A 20451-nucleotide genomic window follows, 5' to 3' on the forward strand; every position below is an offset into this window, starting at 1 on the left:
ACTGGCGGGCGGCCGCGCCTGGGGGCAAACGTTGACGTGCGGGATGGGCATGATAAACCGCAGCCGAACAAAGGATGACGGTCATGAACCTTTTTAACGAACTTCGCACCCTGGTGCTTGGCGCACTGGATGCGCTGGTGGCAGAAGGCGCTTTGCCGGCAGGGCTCGATTTCGCCAGTGTTGCGGTCGAGCCGCCGCGCGATGCGGCCCATGGCGACATGGCGACCAATGCGGCGATGGTTCTTGCCAAACCCGCCGGCGCGAAACCCCGTGACCTGGCCGAGGCGCTTGTCGTGAAACTTGCCGCGGATCCGCGGGTTCTTGCGGCCGAGGTTGCAGGGCCGGGGTTCATCAACCTCAGGCTTGCACCAGGGGTGTGGCAGGATCTGGTGCGCGCCGCGCTGCAGGCGGGTGACGGCTTTGGCCGCTCGACCATGGGGCAGGGTCAGCGGGTGAACGTGGAATTCGTCTCGGCCAACCCCACCGGGCCGATGCATGTGGGCCATGTGCGCGGGGCGGTGTTTGGCGATGCCTTGGCGCGGCTGCTGGCCTTCGCGGGCCACGAGGTGACGCGCGAATATTACATCAACGACGGCGGCGCGCAGGTGGATGTTCTGGCACGGTCGGCCTACGAACGCTACCGCGAGGCGCACGGCCTTTCGCCGGAAATCCGCGAGGGGCTTTACCCGGGTGATTACCTGATCCCGGTGGGTGAGGCGCTGAAGCAAGAATTCGGCGACAGCCTGCTGGAACGGCCCGAGGCCGACTGGCTGGAAACGGTCCGTGACTTCGCCACTGATCGGATGATGGCCCTGATCCGCGAGGATCTGGCGGCGCTGGGCGTCCATATGGATGTCTGGTTCAGCGAGAAGTCGCTTTACGGCACCGGCCGGATCGAGGCCGCGCTTGAAGCGCTGCGGGCCAAGGGACTCATCTATCATGGCACGCTTGAGCCGCCCAAGGGCAAGACGCCCGAGGATTGGGAGCCGCGTGAACAGACGCTGTTCCGCTCGACTGCGCATGGCGATGACGTGGACCGGCCCGTGCAGAAATCCGATGGCAGCTGGACCTATTTCGCTCCGGATATTGCCTATCACTACGACAAGATCACGCGTGGCTTTGACGCCCTGATCGACGTGTTCGGCGCCGATCACGGCGGCTATGTCAAGCGGATGAAGGCTGCGGTTTCGGCGCTTTCGGACGGGCGGGTGCCGCTTGACATCAAGCTGATGCAGCTGGTGAAGCTGTGGAAGAATGGCGAACCGTTCAAGATGTCCAAGCGCGCCGGCACCTTTGTCACGCTGCGCGATGTGGTGGATCAGGTCGGCCCGGACGTGACGCGCTTCGTCATGCTGACCCGCAAGAACGACATGACGCTTGATTTCGACTTCGACAAGGTTCTGGAGCAGTCGAAGGACAACCCTGTCTTTTACGTTCAGTATGCGCATGCCCGGGTCCGCTCGGTGATGCGCAAGGCGGCCGAGGCGGGTGTTGCCGTTGATGACGCAGCCCTTGCCGGCGCCGATCTTGCGCGCCTTGACCATGAAGCCGAGATCGCCCTGGCCCGCAAGATCGCGGAATGGCCGCGTCTGGTCGAAACCGCAGCCCGCAGCAATGAACCGCACCGCGTCGCCTTCTACCTGTACGAACTGGCCTCCGACTTCCACGGCCTGTGGAACCGTGGCAACGATACACCCGGCCTGCGCTTCGTTCAGGAAGACGATCCCGCAGCCTCGCAGGCGAAAATCGCCCTCGCGCGGGCAGTGGCGGTTGTTATTTCTGCAGGTCTTGGTATCTTGGGGGTCACGCCGGTCGAAGAAATGCGCTGAAAAGGCGCCCAGCCGGCATGAGTAGCAGGACCAGCGCCGGCGTCAGACCGGTGGGGCAGTGAGGCAGGCATGGCGGTTTTGGGATACGACGTCTATGATGACGAGGCCCCGCAGCGTGGGGCCAGCGTGCAGAAGCTTACCAACTGGGCCGGGGCATTGGTCTCGGTGTCGCTGATCGTCGGGGTTGCCGTCTGGGGCTATCGCCTTGCGGTCCGCGATGTGACCGGCGTGCCTGTGGTGCGCGCGCTGGAAGGGCCGATGCGTGTCGCGCCCGAGGATCCGGGTGGCAGGCTTGCCAGCCATCAGGGGCTTGCGGTGAACGCGGTGGCTGCCGATGGCGAGGCGGCGCCCCCGCCCGAACGTCTTGTGCTTGCCCCTCAGCCGCTCGAACTTGCCGAAGAGGACGCTGCTGCGGCGATCCTGCAGGCCGCCCCCCGCGATCCTGCGCAACTTGCCGAAGCGGTCAATGCCGACGGGATTGCCAATGAAGCGCTGTTCGAGGATCCGAATGCGCCCGCACTGGCTGTGGAAGAGGCCGAGGATCTTGCCCTGGCCATCGCGCAGGAGCTTGCGCGCAACCTGCCGGCCGAGCTTCCCGCCGCGCCCGAAACGCAGGCCGAGCCCGCCGTGGCACCCGCCGCTGCCGTCAGCTATTCTCCGCGCCCGTCGCCGCGTCCGGCCCGCGCGGCTGTAGCTCAGGTCGCTGCCGTGCAGGCGGCCCCGTCCGCCGCAGCCCCCGCGCGGGACGTCAGTGCAGACAGCCTCGCCCCCGGCACCAACCTGGTTCAGCTTGGCGCATTTGATGACGCCGACAGCGCGCGCCGCGAATGGGAGCGCCTGTCGGGCCGTTTCTCGGCCTATCTTGAAGGCAAGGCGCGGGTAATCCAGACGGCTGAAAGCGGCGGCAGGACGTTCTATCGTCTTCGCGCACACGGCTTTGCCGATGAGGCTGACGCACGCCGGTTCTGCTCGGCGCTGCTGGCCGAGCAGGCGGCCTGTATCCCGGTCCAGATCCGCTAGATGCCCGGCGCGACCATTCTGGGCTGTGCCGGCCTTGCCCTCGGCCCGGAGGAGGCCGCCTTCTTCCGGGAGGCGGATCCCTGGGGCTTCATCCTTTTCGCCCGCAATATCGAGACGCCCGACCAACTGCGCCGTCTCACAGCGGATCTGCGCAGCACCGTCGGGCGCGAGGCACCTGTCCTGATCGATCAGGAGGGGGGGCGCGTGCAGAGGTTGCGCCCGCCCCATTGGCGGCAATGGCTGCCCCCGCTCGAGGCGCTGGCGCGGGCGGGCGGCGATCCTCGGGCGATGTGGCTGCGCTACCGCCTGATTGCAGCGGAATTGCATGCGGTTGGGGTGGATGTGAACTGTGCGCCGATGGCCGATGTCGCCGGCGCGGAAACGCATCCGTTCCTGCGCGATCGCTGCTATGGCGAGACGGTGGCGGCGGTGGTGGCAGCGGCACGTGCGGCGGCCGAGGGCCTTCTTGCCGGGGGCGTGCTGCCGGTGCTCAAGCATATCCCAGGGCACGGACGTGCCACGGCCGACAGCCATCTGGACCTGCCCGTGGTTGCAGCAGATGCAGCCACGCTCCGTTCCACCGATTTCGCGGCTTTTACTGCCCTCAACGACCTTCCGATGGCCATGACGGCGCATATCGTCTACGCGGCCCTTGATGACTTGCCGGCCACCTGTTCGCCGCGCATGATGGCGCTTCTGCGCGAAGAGATCGGCTTTGACGGCCTCATCATGAGCGACGACATCTCGATGCAGGCCCTGTCGGGCACGCTTGGCGCCCGTTCCGGTGCCGCTCTTGCCGCCGGCTGTGACGTGGTGCTGCATTGCAATGGCAACCTGGCCGAGATGCAGGAGGTGGCCGGGGCCTCGGGCAACATGACCGAGGCTGCGGCGACGCGCGCCGATCGTGCGCTTGCGGCCCGGCGCCCGCCCGAGCCTGTTGACATCATCGCCCTTGAGCGGGAACTTGCCGCCCTCACGGGCGAGCAGGGTCATGGCTGAACGGGATTGGGAACAACCGACCGGCACCAGCGTCCAGGAGCGGCTTGCCGCCGAGGCGCTGATTGTCGATGTCGAGGGGTATGAGGGGCCGCTTGATCTGTTGCTGACGCTGTCGCGCAGCCAGAAGGTGGATCTTCGCCGCATCTCGGTGCTGCGGCTGGCCGAGCAATATCTGGGTTTCGTCAGCCAGGCGCGCGCCTTGCGCATCGAACTGGCCGCCGATTATCTGGTGATGGCGGCCTGGCTTGCCTATCTAAAGTCGCGCCTTCTGCTGCCGCCCGAACCCGGCGAGGATGGCCCCTCGGGGGAAGAGCTTGCCGCGCATCTGGCCTATCAGCTGGAACGGCTGCAAGCGATGCGAGAGGCCGCCGCACAGCTGATGGCCCGCGACCAGCGGGGGCGGGACTTTTTCGCGCGCGGTGCGCCTGCGGGCATCCGGCAGGTGCGCAAGGTCAATTATTCCGCCAGCCTGCTGGAGCTGATGCAGGCCTATGCCCGGCTGCGGACACGGGATGAGTTTCGGCCCTATGCGTTCGACCGGCGCAATGTCTATACGATGGAACAGGCGCTTGAACGCCTGCGCGGGTTGATCGGCTACGCCGGCGATTGGGTGGACCTGTTCACCTGGTTGCCCGAGGGATGGGGCGATGATCCGGCCCGGCGGCGATCGGCTACCGCGGCGACCTTTGCCGCAACGCTGGAACTTGCGAAAGGCGGGCAGGTAGAGTTGAAACAGGCCGATCCCTTCGCGCCTCTTCACATACGGCGAAAGTCCCGATGACCGCGACCCGCAAACCCCCACAGGATCCGGCCCTGTTCCAGCCGCCCCCGCTGGCCGAGCAGGAGCGCATGGTCGAGGCGATGCTGTTTGCCAGCGCGGAACCGATGTCGGTGCGGGATCTGGCCGCCCGCATGCCGCATGGGTCGGATCCGGCCGAGGCGCTGGCCTTTTTGCGGCGGCATTATGAAGGCCGGGGCGTGCGGCTTGTGCGCGTGGGCGACGGCTATGCCTTTCGCACGGCGCCGGATCTTGGCTGGGTGCTTCAGCACGAACGGGTCGAGATGCGCAAGCTGAGCCGCGCGGCCATCGAAACCCTGGCGATCATCGCCTATCATCAGCCCGTTACCCGCGCCGAGATTGAGGAGATCCGCGGCGTCGCCGTGTCGCGCGGCACAATTGATCAGTTGCTTGAACTGGAGTGGGTAAGATTCGGTCGCCGGAGGATGACACCGGGCCGCCCCGTGACCTATATTGTCACCGAGGGCTTTCTGGATCACTTCGGGCTCGAATCCGCCCGCGACCTTCCCGGGCTCAAGGAACTGCGCGAGGCAGGGCTTCTCGACAACCGTCCGCTGCCCGGCAACCTTGCAGCGCCGGACGCAGAACCCGAGGATGACGACACGCCCCCGCTGGACCAGAGCGAGCTGTTCGAGGAATGAGGGCCAGAATGGCCGCTTATGGCGGAGACCCCGCCCTTCATGACAAGGAACCGAGCATGAACCGTATTATCACGATGATCCTGCGCATGTTCATGCGCCGCGCGATCAACACCGGAATCAACAAGGGCGCGCGCATGGCCGGAGGCCAGGCCGCCAAGGGCCGGCAAACCGCCAAACGCGCGCGTCAGGCCGCCCGGATCACCCGGCGCATTGGCCGTTGAGACAGGCCGCCGCTTCGGGCGTCTGGCGACAACCCGCCGAGATCTGACTCGCCGGCTTGCCGTGGCGGAAGTTGCAGCATATCACGTTTCACGTGTGGGTTTGGCCTTGCTTCATCTTTAAGTGGTTTTCCCGAAAGGGCGGTGCAGGTAGTCTGGCAACGCCGGTTCCATGTTCCTGGTAAGGGACGTGCCGCACCGGAAAGGGATGGCATCATGCCTTTCCGAGACGGTGGCGCTTTCGCCTTGCGTTCGGCGTCACCGTCTGACGCAATGGCACGGCCAACATCACCTCAGGACGTTCCGATGACCTCTCTGGCCGATCCCGCGACACTCGCATTCGTCTTTGGCGCGGCCGCGGCCGTGTTGCTGATCCTGCTGCTGATGCAGGGCCGCAGCCTTGCGCAGTGGCGGGCCGCCTGCGATATCCGCGGACAACGGCTGCAGGACAGCGAAGCGCGGCTGTCCGAACAGCAGGCCCGCCTTGTGGCGCTTGAAACCGCAGCCGCGGAACGCGAGGCGCGGGTGACGGCGGAATTCGCCCGGGCCGAACGTCTGCAAGAGGCGCGGACCGCCCTTGAAACAGCTCTGGCCGAGATCCGCACCGAACGCGACGGCCTGGTCAGCCATCTGCGCAGCGCCGAGGGGGAAGCCCATGACCTGCGCGCCGAGTTGCAGTCTCTGCGCATCGCAATGCAGAAGGACCGCGCGGCCGCCGAGCGCGAGATCGTCACGCTGCGCGAATTGCGCGAGGAAATGTCACGCCAGTTCCGCGAACTTGCCGCCGAAACCCTGCGCGCCCAGGGCGAGGACTTCTCGCGCGCCAACCAGGAGCGGCTGACGGCCCTGCTTGCGCCGTTCAAGGACCATGTCGGCCGGTTTCAGGAGGAACTGCGCACGGTCCACAAGTCCGCCGACGAAGAACGCGCCCGTCTGAAGGAACAGATCGCGCAGTTGCACCGCCGCTCGGAGGAAATCAGCCAGGAGGCTGTGAACCTGACCCGCGCGCTCAAGGGCGACGTGCGGCGGCAAGGCGCCTGGGGCGAAATGATCCTGGAGCGCATCCTCGAGGATTCCGGGCTCGAGGCGGGGCTGCATTACGAAACCCAGACCCATCGCCGGGACGAAACCGGCAAGGCCTGGCGGCCCGACGTGGTGGTCAAGCTGCCCAAGTCCAAGACGCTGGTAATTGATTCCAAGGTTTCCCTTGTCGCCTATGAAGCCGCGCTGAGCAGCGACAACGAGGACGAACGTGCCGTCCAGATGGCGGAACATGTCCGCTCGCTCGTGCGGCATATCGATACCCTTGCCGCCAAGGGGTATCACGCGCTGGACGGCAGTTCGGTGGATTATGTGCTCATGTTCGTGCCGATCGAGGGCGCCCTCTCCGAGGCGCTTCGGCTGCGCGGGGATCTGACCTCCTACGCCTTGCAGAAGGGGGTGGGGATCATGACGCCCACGACGCTGATGGTCGCGCTCAAGACGGTGGAGCATATCTGGGCGGTCGAGCGGCGCGAAAGCAATGCCGAAGAGATTGCCGACCGGGCCGGAAAGCTGTTCGACAAGGTCCACGGGTTTGTCACGGAAATGGAGAAGGTGGGCGATTGTCTGCGCCGCGCCCAGGAGGCGCACGGGACGGCGTTCGACCGGCTGTCGCGCGGCAGTGGCAACGTGCTGGGGCAGGTGGAAAAGCTGCGCAAACTCGGCGCCCGCACATCGAAGACCCTGCCTGTCCCCTTCGACGAGGATGAGGACGAGCCGACACTGCCTGCGCCGGATGCCCGCGGTGACGCGCTGCCACGGCCGGTCTGATGCAGACCCGTTTCGCGATTCCGACGCAGGGACCGGGCTGTTATGACATCACCGACACCGTTGCGCGCTGGCTGCGGGACAACGGGGAAGGGCTGCAGCTTCTGACGCTGTTCATCCGGCACACATCGGCCTCGCTTCTGATCCAGGAAAACGCCGATCCCGATGTGCAGGTCGATCTGATGGCCTGGCTGGACCGGATCGCGCCGCAGGCCGATGATCCGCGCATGCACTATCTCACCCATCGTGCCGAGGGTCCGGATGACATGCCGGCGCATCTCAAGGCGGCGGTGCTGCCGGTTTCGTTGCAGATCCCGGTGGCCGAGGGCAGGATGCTGCTGGGCACCTGGCAAGGCATCTATGTGGTGGAACATCGCCGCGCCCCCCATCGGCGCGAGATTGTCGCCCACCTGGCCTGATCCCCATATCTTGATCGGCAAATCGCCTCTACCCAAGCCATTGCGGCTCGCCTATAGTCGCTGTGGATAACTGCCACGATGCACCGAGGTTGAGGCCATGCGCTGCCCGTTCTGCGGAAACATAGACACCCAGGTCAAGGATTCGCGCCCGGCCGAGGATCATGTGGCCATTCGCCGCCGCCGCTTCTGCCCGGCCTGTGGGGGGCGCTTCACCACATATGAACGGGTGCAGTTGCGCGACCTCGTGGTCGTCAAGTCCAGCGGCAAGCGCGAGGATTTCGATCGTGGCAAGCTGGAACGGTCGATCCGCATCGCGCTGCAGAAACGGCCGATCGAGCCGGAGCGCATCGATCAGATGATCTCGGGCATCGTGCGGCGCCTGGAAAGCCTTGGCGATACCGACGTGCCGTCCAAGACCATAGGCGAGATCGTGATGGAGACGCTGGCCCGGCTTGATACCGTCGCCTATGTGCGCTTTGCGAGCGTTTACAAGAACTTCCAGGCCGCAGGTGACTTTGACCGTTTCGTGTCGGAACTGCGCCCCAATCCGCCCGCCGACGAGTGACGGCCGAGGCGGATCGTCGCTTCATGCGGCTTGCGCTGACGCTGGGCGCGCGCGGCATGGGCAATGTCTGGCCCAATCCGGCCGTGGGCTGTGTGATCGTGCGTGAGGGCCGTATCGTCGGACGGGGCTGGACGCAGCCGGGCGGCCGCCCCCATGCCGAGGTCATCGCCCTGGCTGCTGCCGGCGCCGCGGCGCGGGGCGCAACAGCCTATGTGAGCCTTGAACCCTGCGCCCACCATGGCCGCACGCCGCCCTGCTGCGACGCGCTGGCTGCGGCCGGCGTCGCGCGTGTTGTGACCGCGCTTGAGGATCCCGATCCCAGAGTCGCGGGGCGCGGGCACGACATGCTGCGTCGCTGCGGTATCGCGATCACCACCGGCGTCGAGGCGGAAGCCGCGCGGCGGGATCATTGCGGGTTTCTGTCGCGCGTGCAGCGCGGCCGTCCGATGGTAACGTTGAAGCTGGCCAGCAGTTTTGACGGCCGCATCGCCACCGCCAGCGGGGAAAGCCAGTGGATCACTGGCGCGCCGGCGCGCCGGCTGGTTCATGCCCAGCGTGCCCGGCACGATGCCGTGCTGGTGGGCGGCGGCACTGCGCGCGCGGATGATCCGATGCTGACCGTCCGTGGCCTTGGCGCCCGGCATCAGCCGCTGCGGCTGGTGGCGAGCCGGCACCTTGCGCTGCCCGTTGACGGCGCGCTTGCGCGTTCGGCCGGAGATGTGCCGCTTTGGCTGCTGCATGAAGGCGGCAGTGTGCCCGCAGCGCTATGCGAGCGCTGGCAGGATCTGGGCGCGCGGCTGGTGCCGGTGCCGCTGGGTCCGGGGCGGCAGCTCGATCCGAAAGGCATGCTCGAGGTGTTGGGCGCCGAGGGGCTGACGCGGGTGTTCTGCGAAGGGGGCGGGCAGTTGGCGGCCTCGCTTCTGGCGCAGGGGCTGGTGGATGAGCTGGTCGGCTTTACCGCGGGCCTCGCCCTGGGGGCCGAGGGACAGCCGTCCATCGGCGCGCTTGGCATCGGCGCGCTGGCCGAGGCGCCGCGCTTTCGTCTGGCCGAGGCACAGGCCGTCGGCCCGGACATCATGCATCGCTGGGTGGCGCTTTAACGCCAGAGATGGGCATAGCTCGCAGCCAGCCCCTGCAGTTTCGACAGGATCCGCAGCCCGCCTCCGGGCCGGGCGATGGTGCCGGTGGCAAGCCGTTCGGCCAGAACCTCGGGCGGGCAAGGCAAGCCCGTCACCGGGTCGAAGCAGCGCGGATAGGCAATCAGCGTCGCATGCGCCAAGGCGTCCAGACTGGGGCGGGCGGTGCGGCGTGCGGGCACCGGTCCAAGATCCCGGGTCAGCCCCCAACCGGCATAGAAAGGTGCGCCGAGGCAGGTGACCGGCTTCCCGCGCAACAGGGCCTCGAACCCGAGGGTGGAGGTGATGGTCCAGATCTCGGCAACCGCGTCGATCAGCGCAATCGGGTCGGCATTGGGCAGAACCGCATCCGCATGGAGCAACGCCTCGTGCAGCGGAACCGCACCCGGCCGCAACCCGGCCTCGACATCGGGATGAGGCTTGTAGAGGATCACGGCGCCCGGGTTCGCACGCCGCACCCGTTCCAACAGCGCGAGATTTCCCCGAACCTCGCCGCCGCCCCGGAGGATCGACGCATCATCCTCGACCTGCCCGGGCACAAGGATCCGATAGCCCTCGGGCAGGGGGGGCAAGGCCGCGCCGGCAAGATTGTATTTCGACAGTCTGGCCGCCACGATCGCGGCAACCAGCGCCTTTGCACGTGCCTCCCCGCCCGGAGGCGGGGGCGCTGCAATCAGCCGCTCCAACCGGCTTTCGCGGCTGGGATCATAATAGATACCGAGATCGTCAGTCACCAGCGACAACGCCGGAACCAACGCCGCACCCAACCCGCGAGAGCGGAGAAAGCCGTCCTCGACCCGCCGGATCGTCACCGGTGCGGCAAACGCTTCGGGCTCGCGCCCCGCCCAGACAAGAAGATCCCGGCCTGTCTGGACGGCCCGGGCCACGGCGCGGGCGGGATCGTTTTCGAACAGCAGCCGCTTTTCCTGCCCGAAGGCCCGCTGCAAACCGGCGCGTTTCCAGAGCCGCATGCCCAGCGCCACATGCCCGCGCCGGTCTTCACGGAAGGCGCGGACCTCGGCCTCCAGCTGGTTCAGCGCGTCCTCAAAGCTGCACAGCCGGTCGCGGCAGGGATCATACCAGCGCGGATAAAGGATCATCGCCGCAGCAAAAAGCTGGGCGGGTGCAAGGTTCCGGCTGCGGCGGGGCAGGGGCTGGCGATCGTCGCTCAGCCCCCAGCCGGCGTAGAACGGCTGGCCAAAGACGCAAGGCCGGTGCCCGGCGAGGATCGCCTCGAAGCCCAGTTGCGAGCTGACGGTATAGACGGCGCGCGCGCCCGCAAGCAGCCGCCAGGGAGATACCGGTGAGTCAAGCAGAACCCCGTCCGAGGGCTGAAAATGGCCCGCTCGATACCCGTCGATCGTTTCCGGATGGGTCTTGATCACGATGCGTGCCCCGGGATGCTCCGCCCGTGCCGCGTCCAGCATCCGGGTGAAGCTGTCCGCGTCGGCCCCGCCAAGGCGGATCGAGGCGTCACCCCGCACCTGATCGACGATAAGCACATAATCCGACTCAGGCGGGTCCAGTGCTGGATCGTGAGTGTTGTATTTCGACAGATCGGCATCCCTGATCCGCGCAATGCCGCGATCGGCCCGGGCAAGAAGATCCGGATCATCCAGCGGGGCATGCGCGAGGAGATGTTCGAGGTCGCTGGGTTGGCGCGCGTCATAATAGGCACCGCGGCTGTCGATCAGCAGCCCCAGTGGTGGATCTCCGGCCCGGCCCGGCCGGACCGAGCGCAGGAACGCATCCTCAATCCGCAGAAGGCCGGCGCCGCTGCGCCGGGCCGCGGCTTCCCCCCGCCACGACCGGGGGCCATTGCCCCAGACGGCGACAAGATCGCGAGATCCCGGAAGGCCGCAGCGGGGTCGGAGACCCGCCAATGTCATGATTCTGCGGATCCTGCCTGGCCGAAGCAGACCGCCAGTAAAGGCGAAAACGCGCCGAGAGCTGGCCCCGGCGCGGTCTGAAAGCGCGTCAACCACCTCAGTTCAGGGTGTTGTTGACCGTGTTGGCGGTGCTGAGCGGCCCGGTCAGCGCCGAAAGCGTCTTTTGCCACTGAACATAGGGCGCTTGCGTCACATAGACTGTATCGCGGTCACGGATCAGGAATTCGCGTGCGAAGAACATGCCATTGGGTTGCGTAAGGTCAAGGACATAGACCATCCGCTGATCGCCGACCAGATCGCTGCGCCCCAGCACGGCGTTGGCGATTTCGGCGCGCTCGTTTCGCATCACGAAAATGCCCTTCGGGTCGGCGAGATTCGTGTTCAGCCCGCCTGCCTGCGCGATGGCATCCAGGGCCGTGACTTCCGGCTTGCCGAAGGGTACGCGCGCCTGACCTCCGGTTGCGCCAAGGGCCACGAAGGTGCGTTCGTCCTGCTTGACGACAATCCGGTCTCCGTCGCGTAGGGGAATATCCAGCGAGGGATCGGTGTAGAGATCGTTCAGCCAGGCCGTGCCCTCGGTCGCGCCGCGGATGACGGTGACAAGGGCGGTTTCGGGCTCGGTCGATATGCCGCCGGCGCGCGCGAGCATACCTGCAAGCGTCCGCGTCGGCCGTTCGATCGGATAGACACCTTGCCCGCCCACGTCGCCCATGATCGCCACCGCCGCGCCGTCGCCGGCGATCCGGCGCACCTGAACCTGCGGATCCGGGGTCTGGGTTTCAAGCTGGGCGGTGATTAGCTGGCGCAGCGCTTCGGGCGTGTTGCCGGCCGCGCGGATCCGCCCCGCATAGGGCACGAAGATGAAACCCTGGCCATCCACCTGCACGGTTTCAAGCACAGCCATGTTCTGCCCCGTGCCGGCCAGCAGCCCGTCGTTGACGTTTTCATAGATGGTCAGGCCCAAGGTGTCGCCGGCATTGATCGTGTCGGGGCCAAGAAGGCCGATGTTGCGGAAGGCGGCGGGGAAGGTCAGCTTGGGTTCAACGCTGGTCGTCCGCGCGATCCGATCATCCACGGCGACGATGAAGGGCGCGCCCACGGTCTGTTCGGCCCCGGCCAGGATCTCGGATCGGGTCGGGCCGGACCGAGGAAGCGCGCACCCCGCGACGATCGCGGTGGTGGCGAGAAGCGCAACAAGCTTGACCCCGCGTGATGCCGACTGTTTCACTGCCACGGCTCCTTGACTGTCTCTTCTTGTTCTGGTTGCGGAATGGGTAGCCGAGCCCGAGCCAAAATGCCAGCACACATTCACGGTCTTATTTCACGAGCCGGAGTTGTTGCCGTGGGGTCGCATTTCCCGAGCGCAGCGCATCATAGGGATCTTCGGCAGCCAGCATCATGTCGACGACCTGCCGAAGCAGGCTCCGCCGCCCCCCGGCCGAATAGAATCCGCCGGCCACCTGCGAGGTCTCCAGAAGGTAGTGGCGGTAATCGCGGTAGGCGCGGCTGTCGGGCCGCGTCGGCTGTGCGAAGAACTCGGCCAGTGGCTGGGTCGAGACGAATTCCGGTTTCGCATAGACGGCGCTGCCGAAGACCTTGAGCGGGAGGCCACGCCACAGCACCTGCTGCGCGGCGGTGGAGTTCACGGTAACGGCGCTGCGTGCATGGTTGAGCAGCACCGCAAGCTTGCCGCCGCGCACGAAATGCACGCGATCCTCGATCCCGCGCGCGCGGGCGAGTCGGGCAATCTCCCGCGACAGCGGCACGCGCCCGTCCTCAAGCGGGTGGGCTTTGAAGACAAGATGGTGATGCTGTGGTGCGCCCTTGGCAAACCCGTCGATGCAAAGCTCCAGAAACTCGGTCATCGTGCTGAAGGGGCTGTGCATCTGGAAGCTGCTGTCATGTTCCAGTTGCAGCAGCGCCAGATGATACGGAAAGCCACCATGGCGGATGCGCCGGGTGGCCACAAAGCGTTCGGTCGCGTGCAGCGGTATCGCGACCAGCCGGCGCAGATAAAGCCGGAATTCCTTGTGGATCGGAATGGCGCGGTGGGGGCGGAAGTTGCGGAAGCGCCGACCCCGCGTCATGACGAAGAAATGATAAAGCGCACCATAGAAGACGTGGTGACGCATGTCGCCCCAGCGGGCCGGGGCGTCGGGCAGATCCATGTCAAGCTGTGCGAGCGCCGCCTGCATTTCGGGCAGGCCCATGTCCATCAGCCGGGAATTGCCGTTCGACCCGCCGCGTTCATAGGTCACCCAGTAGGGCCGCAGGTAGCCTTCCTCGAACACGTGAATGCCCAGGCCCAGGTCGCGGGCAACGGCGACCGCATTGGCATGAATCGCGCGGGTGTCGCCGTAAAGAACGATGTCGGTGACGCATTTGTCCCGCACGATTTCGCGGAAGGTTTCGGGCCAGTCCTCCTGCGGGGCGGTGAAGGGAATGAAGCTGTCCCGATCGGGCCAGAAGGCGCTGTCGCCGCTGTTGAAGCCTACCCGCCAGACATTGGCGCCGGCGCGGCGTATCATCCGGCCCAGTTCGTGAAAGAACGGCCCATGCGGGCCCTGCAGAAAGAGGAAGACGCGCCCAGAACCTTTCACGGGCCCTGGCCCGCGGCCATCATTTCCTTCACGCATGCTGCACCCCGACTTCCAAAACGGCACTCATTACGCTGACCTTCTTGCCTCAAAGTGCGGATAAAGTCACTCTCTGGGAGGCCCGGATGGTAACTGCCTGCCGATCAGGCAGAAATATGCCTGCCTTTCATCGATTTGTCGAGGATCTGCATGGAAACAAGGCGGTGCACGGCCGGGCTTGCGGATGCCGGGTGCGCAAGTTAACTGGAAGGCGAAAGGATGCTGCAATGTTCACAGGGATAATCACTGACGTCGGTCGCGTGCTGCATCTTGCCCAGGAGGGTGATCTGCGGGCGCGGATCGCGACGTCCTATGCGATTGAATCCATCGACATCGGTGCCTCGATCGCCTGTGACGGCGTGTGCCTGACGGTTGTTGCCACCGGCACCGAGGGCGGGCAGGGCTGGTTCGACGTTCAGATCTCGGCCGAAACCGTCGCCCGCACCAATCTTCACCTGCAGCAGCGCAGCGACTGGCGCGTGGGTAAGCGCATCAATCTGGAGCGGGCGCTGCGGGTGGGGGACGAGCTTGGTGGGCACATCGTTTCGGGCCATGTCGATGGGGTGGCTGAACTGATCGCAGCCGAGGACGAAGGCGATAGCACGCGCATGACCTTCCGGGTTCCGCCGGATCTGGCGCCCTTCATCGCCTCGAAAGGCTCGGTTGCGCTGAACGGCACCTCGCTGACGGTGAACGAGGTCACGCGCGACACGTTCGGGATCAATGTCATCCCCCATACCAAGGCGGTCACAACCTGGGGCGACGCCCGTGTGGGTGATCGCTTCAATCTTGAGATAGACACGCTGGCGCGCTATGTCGCCCGCTTGCGCGAATGGGGACGGGAATGAACGACTATCACGACGCGATCTCTTCGATCGAAGAGATTATCGACGATGCGCGCAACGGCCGCATGTTCATTCTCGTGGATCATGAAGATCGTGAAAACGAAGGCGATCTGGTGATCCCGGCGCAGATGGCCACGCCCGAGGCGATCAATTTCATGGCCACCCATGGGCGCGGGCTGATCTGCCTGTCGTTGCCAGGCAGCCGTATTGATGCGCTGGGGCTGCCGCTGATGGCGTCGCAGAATTCGTCGCGCCACGAAACGGCCTTTACCGTGTCGATCGAGGCGCGCGAAGGCGTCACCACCGGGATTTCCGCCCATGACCGCGCCCGCACCGTGGCCGTGGCCATCGACGCCTCGAAGGGTGCGGCCGATATTGCGACCCCCGGCCATATCTTTCCCTTGCGTGCCCGTGACGGCGGCGTTCTGGTGCGGGCCGGTCATACCGAGGCCGCCGTCGATATCTCCCGCCTTGCCGGGCTGAACCCTGCTGGCGTGATCTGCGAGATCATGAATGACGACGGCACCATGGCACGCCTGCCTGATCTTGTGGCCTTTGCCCAGCGTCACAACCTGCGGATCGGCACGATCTCGGACCTGATCGCCTATCGCAGGCGGCATGACAATCTGGTGCATGAAAGCGCCGTGCGGCCGGTCCGCTCGGTTCACGGCGGCGACTGGCTGATGCGGATCTTTACCGATGAGACGCAGGGCGCCGAACATATCGTCCTGACCAAGGGCGACATCACTTCGCCCGAACCGGTTCTGGTGCGGATGCACGCGCTCAACCCGCTTGAGGATGTCCTGGGGCTGGGACTTGGGCAGGAGCTGAACGAGGTGCAGGGCGCGATGCGCCTGATCGCGGAGGAGGGGCGCGGCGTGGTCGTGCTGCTGCGTGACACGACGATGAAGCTTGTGGTGGATGGTGCGGCCTCGCCACAGACGCTGCGGCAATACGGGCTGGGCGCGCAGATCCTTGCGGCGCTTGGGCTTCACCGTCTGACGCTTGTGACCAATTCACCCACACCCAGGATTGTCGGGCTTGAGGCTTATGGCCTGTCCATCGAGGGCACACGCCCCATAACGAAAGGCTGAAGCAATGGCCGCCAGTGAAACCCACCATACCTTGCCGCTGCCCGGCTTCGATGCGCCGGTGCGCCTGCTTGCGGTCGTGGCGCCCTACTACAAGGACATCGCCGATGCGCTGGTTGCGGGGGCACGCGCCACGGCCGAGGCTGCGGGTGCCGAACTGGATATCGTCGAGGTTCCCGGGGCGCTGGAAATCCCGACCGCGGTGCGCCTTGCGCATGGCATGGCTGATTACCACGGCTACGTCGCGCTGGGCTGCGTGATCCGTGGCGAGACGACGCATTACGATACCGTCTGCAATGACAGCAGCCGCGCGCTGACGCTGCTGGGCCTTGACGGCGCCTGCATCGGCAATGGAATTCTGACGGTTGAAAACCGGGATCAGGCGGTGGTCCGTGCCGATCCGCAGGGGCAGAACAAGGGCGGCGGCGCGGCCGCGGCGGCCTTGCATCTGGTCGCGCTGTCGCGCAAATGGGGCCGCGCGACCAAGGGAATCGGCTTTCTGGGCGCAAAGACAGGCGACAAGGGATAGCAGGCCGATGACCACCACCCAAGACAAACGACAGATGCGCTCGGCGGCGCGGCTTTATGCGGTGCAGGCGCTGTTCCAGATGGAGGCGTCCGGTCAGACCGTCGATCTGGTCCGGCGCGAGTTCGAGAGCTGGCGCATGGGCACGGTCTATGACGGCGAGGAAATGGCCGAGGGCGACGTCCCCCTGTTTCGCCGCATCGTCGAGGATGCCGTCAACCATCAGGCGCGCATCGACCAGATGACCGATCGGGCCTTGGTGGCCAAATGGCCGATCGACCGGATAGATCCGACGTTGCGTGCCCTGTTCCGCGCCGCCGGCGCCGAACTGGTCGACCGGTCCACCCCGCCCAAGGTCGTAATCAACGAATTCGTTGATATTGCCAAAGCTTTCTTCCCCGAGGGGCGGGAGGCGCGGTTCGTGAATGCAGTGCTTGACCACATGGCCCGTGAAGCACGGCCCGAGTCCTTCTGAAGGTCGGCGGGATTTCGCCCACGACAGCCGGGCATCGCGCGGGGCCGGGCACATTCGGGCTTGTGCAGGGTTCTGGCCGGACTACCCTTGAAACATCTTCAGGAGGTGCGGCCATGCCCCCGCTCATAAGGCTCTATATCACCCAGATCATCATCGGCACCTGGCTTGCCATCTGCTTTGTGGCGCTGCTGCTGGTGGTCAACGTCGGCAATCTGCGTCATCTCGTGTTCAGCAGCACCGATGGCTGGCTGGGACTGGGACTGCTGGTTTTCGCCAATGCCGTTGTCTTTTCCGGCGTTCAGTTCGGTATCGCTGTCATGCGGCTGGCCGAACCGCCGGCAGATGGCGGATCGGGACACCGGCTGCGGCAGTGGATTGCAATTCCCGTGCGTGCCGGCCGCGACGATCGTGCGCTGCGCCGCTAGGTGAAGCGCCCTGATCCGAAACGCCAGCCTGCGGCCCGCTGTCGCAGCGGGTTGTAACCAGAAGCATGGACTTCTCGCTTATCCGAACCTTCCTAGAGGTCGCCGCGACCGGCTCTTTCGCGGCCGCTTCGGACCGGCTTTTCGTTACTCAATCGGCCGTGAGCCTGCGGGTGCAGAGGCTGGAGGACCAGCTTGGCCGTCCGCTGTTCTTGCGTTCCAAATCAGGGGTTGAACTTACGGCTGCCGGGCGGGATTTCGAGGGCCACGCCGTTGCCCTTCTGCGCGCCTGGGAAGAAGCGCGCCAGCAGATCGCCGTGCCGGAAGGATTCAGCCGTAGCCTGGTGATGGGGGGCGAGCTCTCGCTTTGGCCGCGGCTCGGGTTTGGCTGGATGACACGATTGCGCGCGGCCCTGGGCGATCTTTCGCTGCGCGCCGAGATCGGAACCGCAGATCAGTTGAGCCGCGCCATGGCCGAAGGTGTGATGCAGGTCGCGCTCATGTCGACGCCGACCCTGCGGCCGGGGCTTGGCGCCCGCAAGATCCTGGATGAAGAACTGGTTCTGGTCGCGCCCTGGTCCGAAGCACGGCGCGAAACGCTGGCCGACCGCTATGCCTATATCGACTGGGGCAGCGACTTCCTTCATTTCCATGGCCAGAACCTGCCCGAGCTTACACATCGGGGCCTGACGCTCGATCTGGGCATTCTGTCCGAGCGTTTCGTGACGCAGGCAGGCGTTGCGGCGTATCTGCCAGCGCGCACCGTGGCACCCCGGCTGGCCGAGGGGGTTCTGCATCTTGTGCCCGACGCGCCGACCTTTCCCTATCCCGTCTGGTATGTGTGGCGCGAGGATCTTGATCCGGCCCTGGCTGATGTTGCAGAAAAGATACTCCTGTCCCTTTCCCGGGCGCTCTCGCAGGAGATCAGCGAGACGATCGAGCAGATCTGATGCGGCGTTGCGGCAACACTCCTCTCCTGCTGCTCCGGGCAGCAGAAACGACCTCCTCCAAGTCTCTGTAACGAAACGCGTTCCGCGTCCGGTCGTGCATGGGGCGCCATGCGCCTCCGTCAAGGGAATCCCGGCTCGAGTAATACTCATGTCACGGTTGAGCATTCCCAATTTCAGGTTGTTCTGCACCGCGGTTAGATGGATCAGCACTCGGCATTTTGCCGAAGAGATCTACGCTTGAAAGGACAAGCCATGAAGCAATCCGTGAAACTTGCCGCAGCTTCCGCCCTGACGCTGGCGCTTGCCGGCACGTCGGCCATGGCGCAAACCACGATCACCGGGATCCAGCAGCTGGATGACCAGATCGACGACGTGCAGATCCAGGCGCAGCGCGACCTGGAGCGGGCCGGCGACCGCGCGCGCTTTGGCCAGCCGGGGGTCGGCGCTGATGGCTGGACCGGCTCGGTGGCGCTGACATTCTCGGGCAATACCGGGAATACCGAAACCCAGGATCTGGCGCTTGCCGGACGGTTCGGGCTGGTCGATGGCCCCTGGAGCCACACTTTCGGCTTTGGCCTTGAATACGGCGAGGACAACAACTCGACCACCAAGGAGAAGGCCTTTGCGATCATCGACAGCAACTATTCGCTGACGCCCGAGTTCTATGTCTTCGGCCTCGGCCGCTGGGAACGCGACAACTTCGCCGACACCCGCGACGCCTTCGTGGGGATTGGCCCCGGCTACCGGATCATCAACACGCCGGATGTTGCCTGGCGGGTCCAGGCTGGCCCCGGCTGGCGGTCGAACCGCACGGGCGATGCACGCACGGATGAGGTTGCATTGATCGCCTCTTCGCGGCTGTTCTTCCGGGTCAATGAGGGAGTGTTCATCACCAACGACACCGATGTGCTGCATTCGGATGTGAACACGCTCACCACCAATGACCTCGGCCTCAACGTCGCGATGACCGAGGGCCTTGCCACCCGGATCAGCCTGCGCACCGACTACAACACCGATCCGGCACCCGATCGTCGCAATACCGACAACACGATCGGTGTCTCGCTGGTCTACAGCTTCCGCTAGGGCCGGGGCGGCATAGGGCGCGCATGCGCCGGATAACTGGGCGCGGCCGTGGGTCGCGCCCTTTGCAATGAGAAGGAAGGGTGACGGGCCCGCAGCGACCGTGGGTGCGTGTATTTTCCCGAGAGCCTGACTAATCAGGTGGGCGCCAGATACCAAGGCCAGGACCCTGGCAGAGCCAGCCCCCTCGGAAATGCTTATCGGCCACTGGAAAAGTGCCCCGCACGAGAAGAGCAGAACCCGTCGAGTCCGACATAGTGCCACGCCGCCCCGGCTTCAAGGAGCAAGGCCGGTGATGCTGGGGGTTGCGGAGTGTTCGCCTTTCGTTCATAGTAAGGCATGGTGTCAACCCTGCATGCCCCGCCCGACGTTGCGGCGCCCCTTGCCCCCGGCCAGTTGCTGGCGCGGGGGGTTTGCCGGCTGCTTGCAAGCCATGATTTCGCGTCGCTGACCGAGGTAGCGCCAGCACCGGGCCTGAGGGTCGATGTCATGGCCTTGGGGCCGAAGGGCGAAATCTGGGTCATCGAGTGCAAGTCAAGCCGCGCCGATTTCACCTCGGACCGCAAGTGGACGGGCTATCTGGAGTGGTGCGACCGGTTTTTCTGGGCCGTCGATGCCGATTTCCCGTCCGAACTGCTTCCGCTTGAGACGGGCATGATTCTTGCCGATCCCTATAGCGCCGAGATCCAGAGGATGCCGACCGAAAGCCGACTTGCGCCGGCGCGCAGGCGGGTGCTTACACAGCTTTTTGCCCGACAGGCCGCGCGCCGCCTGTTGCTGCTGCGCGATCCGCAGTTCAGCGTTTTTTCTTCCTGACCCCGTCCGCCGAGGGGTCGATGGCCCGGGCGCGGCTGGCGGCGGCGCGAAGCTCTTCCGCAATTTCCTCGGCCTCGTCGGGGCTGAAATCCAGCGGAAGATCGATGCCGTCACCCTCGACATAGATGCGGACCATGCCCAATGTGGTGGGGCCGATCTGAAGATTTGCGGCCGTGTCGCTTTGCTTGTCGATGCCCATGTGATCTCTCCTTGACGGGGGCGAGGCTTACGCCGCTTTCGGCGCGTTTTCAAGCGCGGGCCTCTTGCAATCCGATTCAGCGGGCGG

The 20451-nt window shown here is 65.5% G+C and carries 22 protein-coding genes; 18 read left to right on the top strand and 4 right to left on the bottom strand.

The genetic code is table 11. From position 1 onward, the window contains the following. Positions 1 to 83: 83 nt before the first annotated feature. From argS to ribD, 10 genes are all read left to right on the top strand, one after another. Complete coding sequence (gene argS, locus ACFQXB_RS07255) at positions 84 to 1829, top strand: arginine--tRNA ligase (RefSeq protein WP_377401388.1); 1746 nt, start codon at positions 84 to 86, stop codon at positions 1827 to 1829. 69 nt (positions 1830 to 1898) lie between these two features. Then, positions 1899 to 2849, top strand: a complete 951-nt coding sequence (locus ACFQXB_RS07260) for an SPOR domain-containing protein (RefSeq protein ID WP_377401391.1) — start codon at positions 1899 to 1901, stop codon at positions 2847 to 2849. Next, on the top strand, positions 2850 to 3848 hold the full coding sequence (nagZ, locus tag ACFQXB_RS07265) for a beta-N-acetylhexosaminidase (protein WP_377401394.1): 999 nt from the start codon (positions 2850 to 2852) through the stop codon (positions 3846 to 3848). It abuts the gene before it with no gap. After that, positions 3841 to 4629, top strand: a complete 789-nt coding sequence (locus tag ACFQXB_RS07270) for a segregation and condensation protein A (RefSeq protein WP_377401397.1) — start codon at positions 3841 to 3843, stop codon at positions 4627 to 4629. Before nagZ ends, ACFQXB_RS07270 begins: the two co-directional genes overlap by 8 nt. Beyond that, positions 4626 to 5288, top strand: coding sequence for an SMC-Scp complex subunit ScpB (gene scpB / locus ACFQXB_RS07275; protein ID WP_377401400.1), 663 nt, complete (start codon positions 4626 to 4628; stop codon positions 5286 to 5288). Before ACFQXB_RS07270 ends, scpB begins: the two co-directional genes overlap by 4 nt. A gap of 8 nt (positions 5289 to 5296) precedes the next feature. Continuing rightward, complete coding sequence (locus ACFQXB_RS07280) at positions 5297 to 5509, top strand: hypothetical protein (protein WP_377401403.1); 213 nt, start codon at positions 5297 to 5299, stop codon at positions 5507 to 5509. Between the two features lie 303 nt (positions 5510 to 5812). Further along, entirely contained in the window at positions 5813 to 7318 is a 1506-nt protein-coding gene (rmuC, locus tag ACFQXB_RS07285; protein ID WP_377401405.1) for a DNA recombination protein RmuC, read from the top strand. After that, positions 7318 to 7734 (top strand): secondary thiamine-phosphate synthase enzyme YjbQ, encoded by a 417-nt coding sequence (locus ACFQXB_RS07290; protein ID WP_377401408.1) that lies wholly within the window; start codon positions 7318 to 7320, stop codon positions 7732 to 7734. Before rmuC ends, ACFQXB_RS07290 begins: the two co-directional genes overlap by 1 nt. A gap of 97 nt (positions 7735 to 7831) precedes the next feature. Next, on the top strand, positions 7832 to 8299 hold the full coding sequence (nrdR, locus tag ACFQXB_RS07295; protein WP_377401411.1) for a transcriptional regulator NrdR: 468 nt from the start codon (positions 7832 to 7834) through the stop codon (positions 8297 to 8299). Further along, positions 8296 to 9399 carry a bifunctional diaminohydroxyphosphoribosylaminopyrimidine deaminase/5-amino-6-(5-phosphoribosylamino)uracil reductase RibD gene (gene ribD / locus ACFQXB_RS07300; RefSeq protein ID WP_377401414.1) on the top strand — a complete coding sequence of 368 codons (1104 nt, stop codon included), beginning with the start codon at positions 8296 to 8298 and terminating at the stop codon, positions 9397 to 9399. The genes nrdR and ribD overlap by 4 nt, the downstream gene beginning before the upstream one ends. On the opposite strand, the gene ACFQXB_RS07305 is transcribed toward ribD, so the two are convergent. From ACFQXB_RS07305 to ACFQXB_RS07315, 3 genes are all read right to left on the bottom strand, one after another. Continuing rightward, the gene (locus ACFQXB_RS07305) at positions 9396 to 11324 is read right to left on the bottom strand and encodes a capsular polysaccharide biosynthesis protein (protein WP_377401417.1); all 1929 of its coding nucleotides are present in this window, start codon (positions 11322 to 11324) and stop codon (positions 9396 to 9398) included. The genes ribD and ACFQXB_RS07305 overlap by 4 nt on opposite strands. Before the next feature lie 97 nt (positions 11325 to 11421). After that, complete coding sequence (locus ACFQXB_RS07310; protein ID WP_377401420.1) at positions 11422 to 12552, bottom strand: polysaccharide biosynthesis/export family protein; 1131 nt, start codon at positions 12550 to 12552, stop codon at positions 11422 to 11424. A gap of 88 nt (positions 12553 to 12640) precedes the next feature. After that, positions 12641 to 13924: a capsule biosynthesis protein gene (locus tag ACFQXB_RS07315; protein WP_377401423.1), complete on the bottom strand. Its 1284-nt coding sequence runs from the start codon at positions 13922 to 13924 to the stop codon at positions 12641 to 12643. A 263-nt stretch (positions 13925 to 14187) separates the two neighbouring features. Between ACFQXB_RS07315 and ACFQXB_RS07320 the strand changes: the two genes are divergently transcribed. The 8 genes from ACFQXB_RS07320 (at position 14188) to ACFQXB_RS07355 (ending at position 20165) form a co-directional block, all read left to right on the top strand. Continuing rightward, on the top strand, positions 14188 to 14808 hold the full coding sequence (locus ACFQXB_RS07320; RefSeq protein WP_377401426.1) for a riboflavin synthase: 621 nt from the start codon (positions 14188 to 14190) through the stop codon (positions 14806 to 14808). Continuing rightward, positions 14805 to 15899 (top strand): 3,4-dihydroxy-2-butanone-4-phosphate synthase, encoded by a 1095-nt coding sequence (gene ribB, locus ACFQXB_RS07325; RefSeq protein ID WP_377401429.1) that lies wholly within the window; start codon positions 14805 to 14807, stop codon positions 15897 to 15899. The genes ACFQXB_RS07320 and ribB overlap by 4 nt, the downstream gene beginning before the upstream one ends. Before the next feature lie 4 nt (positions 15900 to 15903). After that, positions 15904 to 16425: a 6,7-dimethyl-8-ribityllumazine synthase gene (locus ACFQXB_RS07330; RefSeq protein ID WP_377401432.1), complete on the top strand. Its 522-nt coding sequence runs from the start codon at positions 15904 to 15906 to the stop codon at positions 16423 to 16425. Positions 16426 to 16432: 7 nt separating this feature from the next. Continuing rightward, on the top strand, positions 16433 to 16897 hold the full coding sequence (nusB, locus tag ACFQXB_RS07335) for a transcription antitermination factor NusB (protein ID WP_377401435.1): 465 nt from the start codon (positions 16433 to 16435) through the stop codon (positions 16895 to 16897). A gap of 113 nt (positions 16898 to 17010) precedes the next feature. Continuing rightward, the gene (locus tag ACFQXB_RS07340) at positions 17011 to 17322 is read left to right on the top strand and encodes a hypothetical protein (RefSeq protein WP_377401438.1); all 312 of its coding nucleotides are present in this window, start codon (positions 17011 to 17013) and stop codon (positions 17320 to 17322) included. 65 nt (positions 17323 to 17387) lie between these two features. Then, positions 17388 to 18269 carry a LysR family transcriptional regulator gene (locus ACFQXB_RS07345; RefSeq protein WP_377401440.1) on the top strand — a complete coding sequence of 294 codons (882 nt, stop codon included), beginning with the start codon at positions 17388 to 17390 and terminating at the stop codon, positions 18267 to 18269. Between the two features lie 252 nt (positions 18270 to 18521). Beyond that, positions 18522 to 19352 (top strand): DUF481 domain-containing protein, encoded by an 831-nt coding sequence (locus ACFQXB_RS07350; protein WP_377401443.1) that lies wholly within the window; start codon positions 18522 to 18524, stop codon positions 19350 to 19352. A 336-nt stretch (positions 19353 to 19688) separates the two neighbouring features. Beyond that, positions 19689 to 20165, top strand: coding sequence for an MmcB family DNA repair protein (locus ACFQXB_RS07355; protein ID WP_377401446.1), 477 nt, complete (start codon positions 19689 to 19691; stop codon positions 20163 to 20165). Here ACFQXB_RS07355 and ACFQXB_RS07360 read toward each other — a convergent pair. Continuing rightward, the gene (locus tag ACFQXB_RS07360; RefSeq protein WP_377401449.1) at positions 20146 to 20364 is read right to left on the bottom strand and encodes a DUF6324 family protein; all 219 of its coding nucleotides are present in this window, start codon (positions 20362 to 20364) and stop codon (positions 20146 to 20148) included. The genes ACFQXB_RS07355 and ACFQXB_RS07360 overlap by 20 nt on opposite strands. Positions 20365 to 20451: the final 87 nt, after the last annotated feature.

This window comes from Halodurantibacterium daqingense, assembly GCF_042666235.1.
Classification (GTDB): domain Bacteria; phylum Pseudomonadota; class Alphaproteobacteria; order Rhodobacterales; family Rhodobacteraceae; genus Halodurantibacterium; species Halodurantibacterium daqingensis.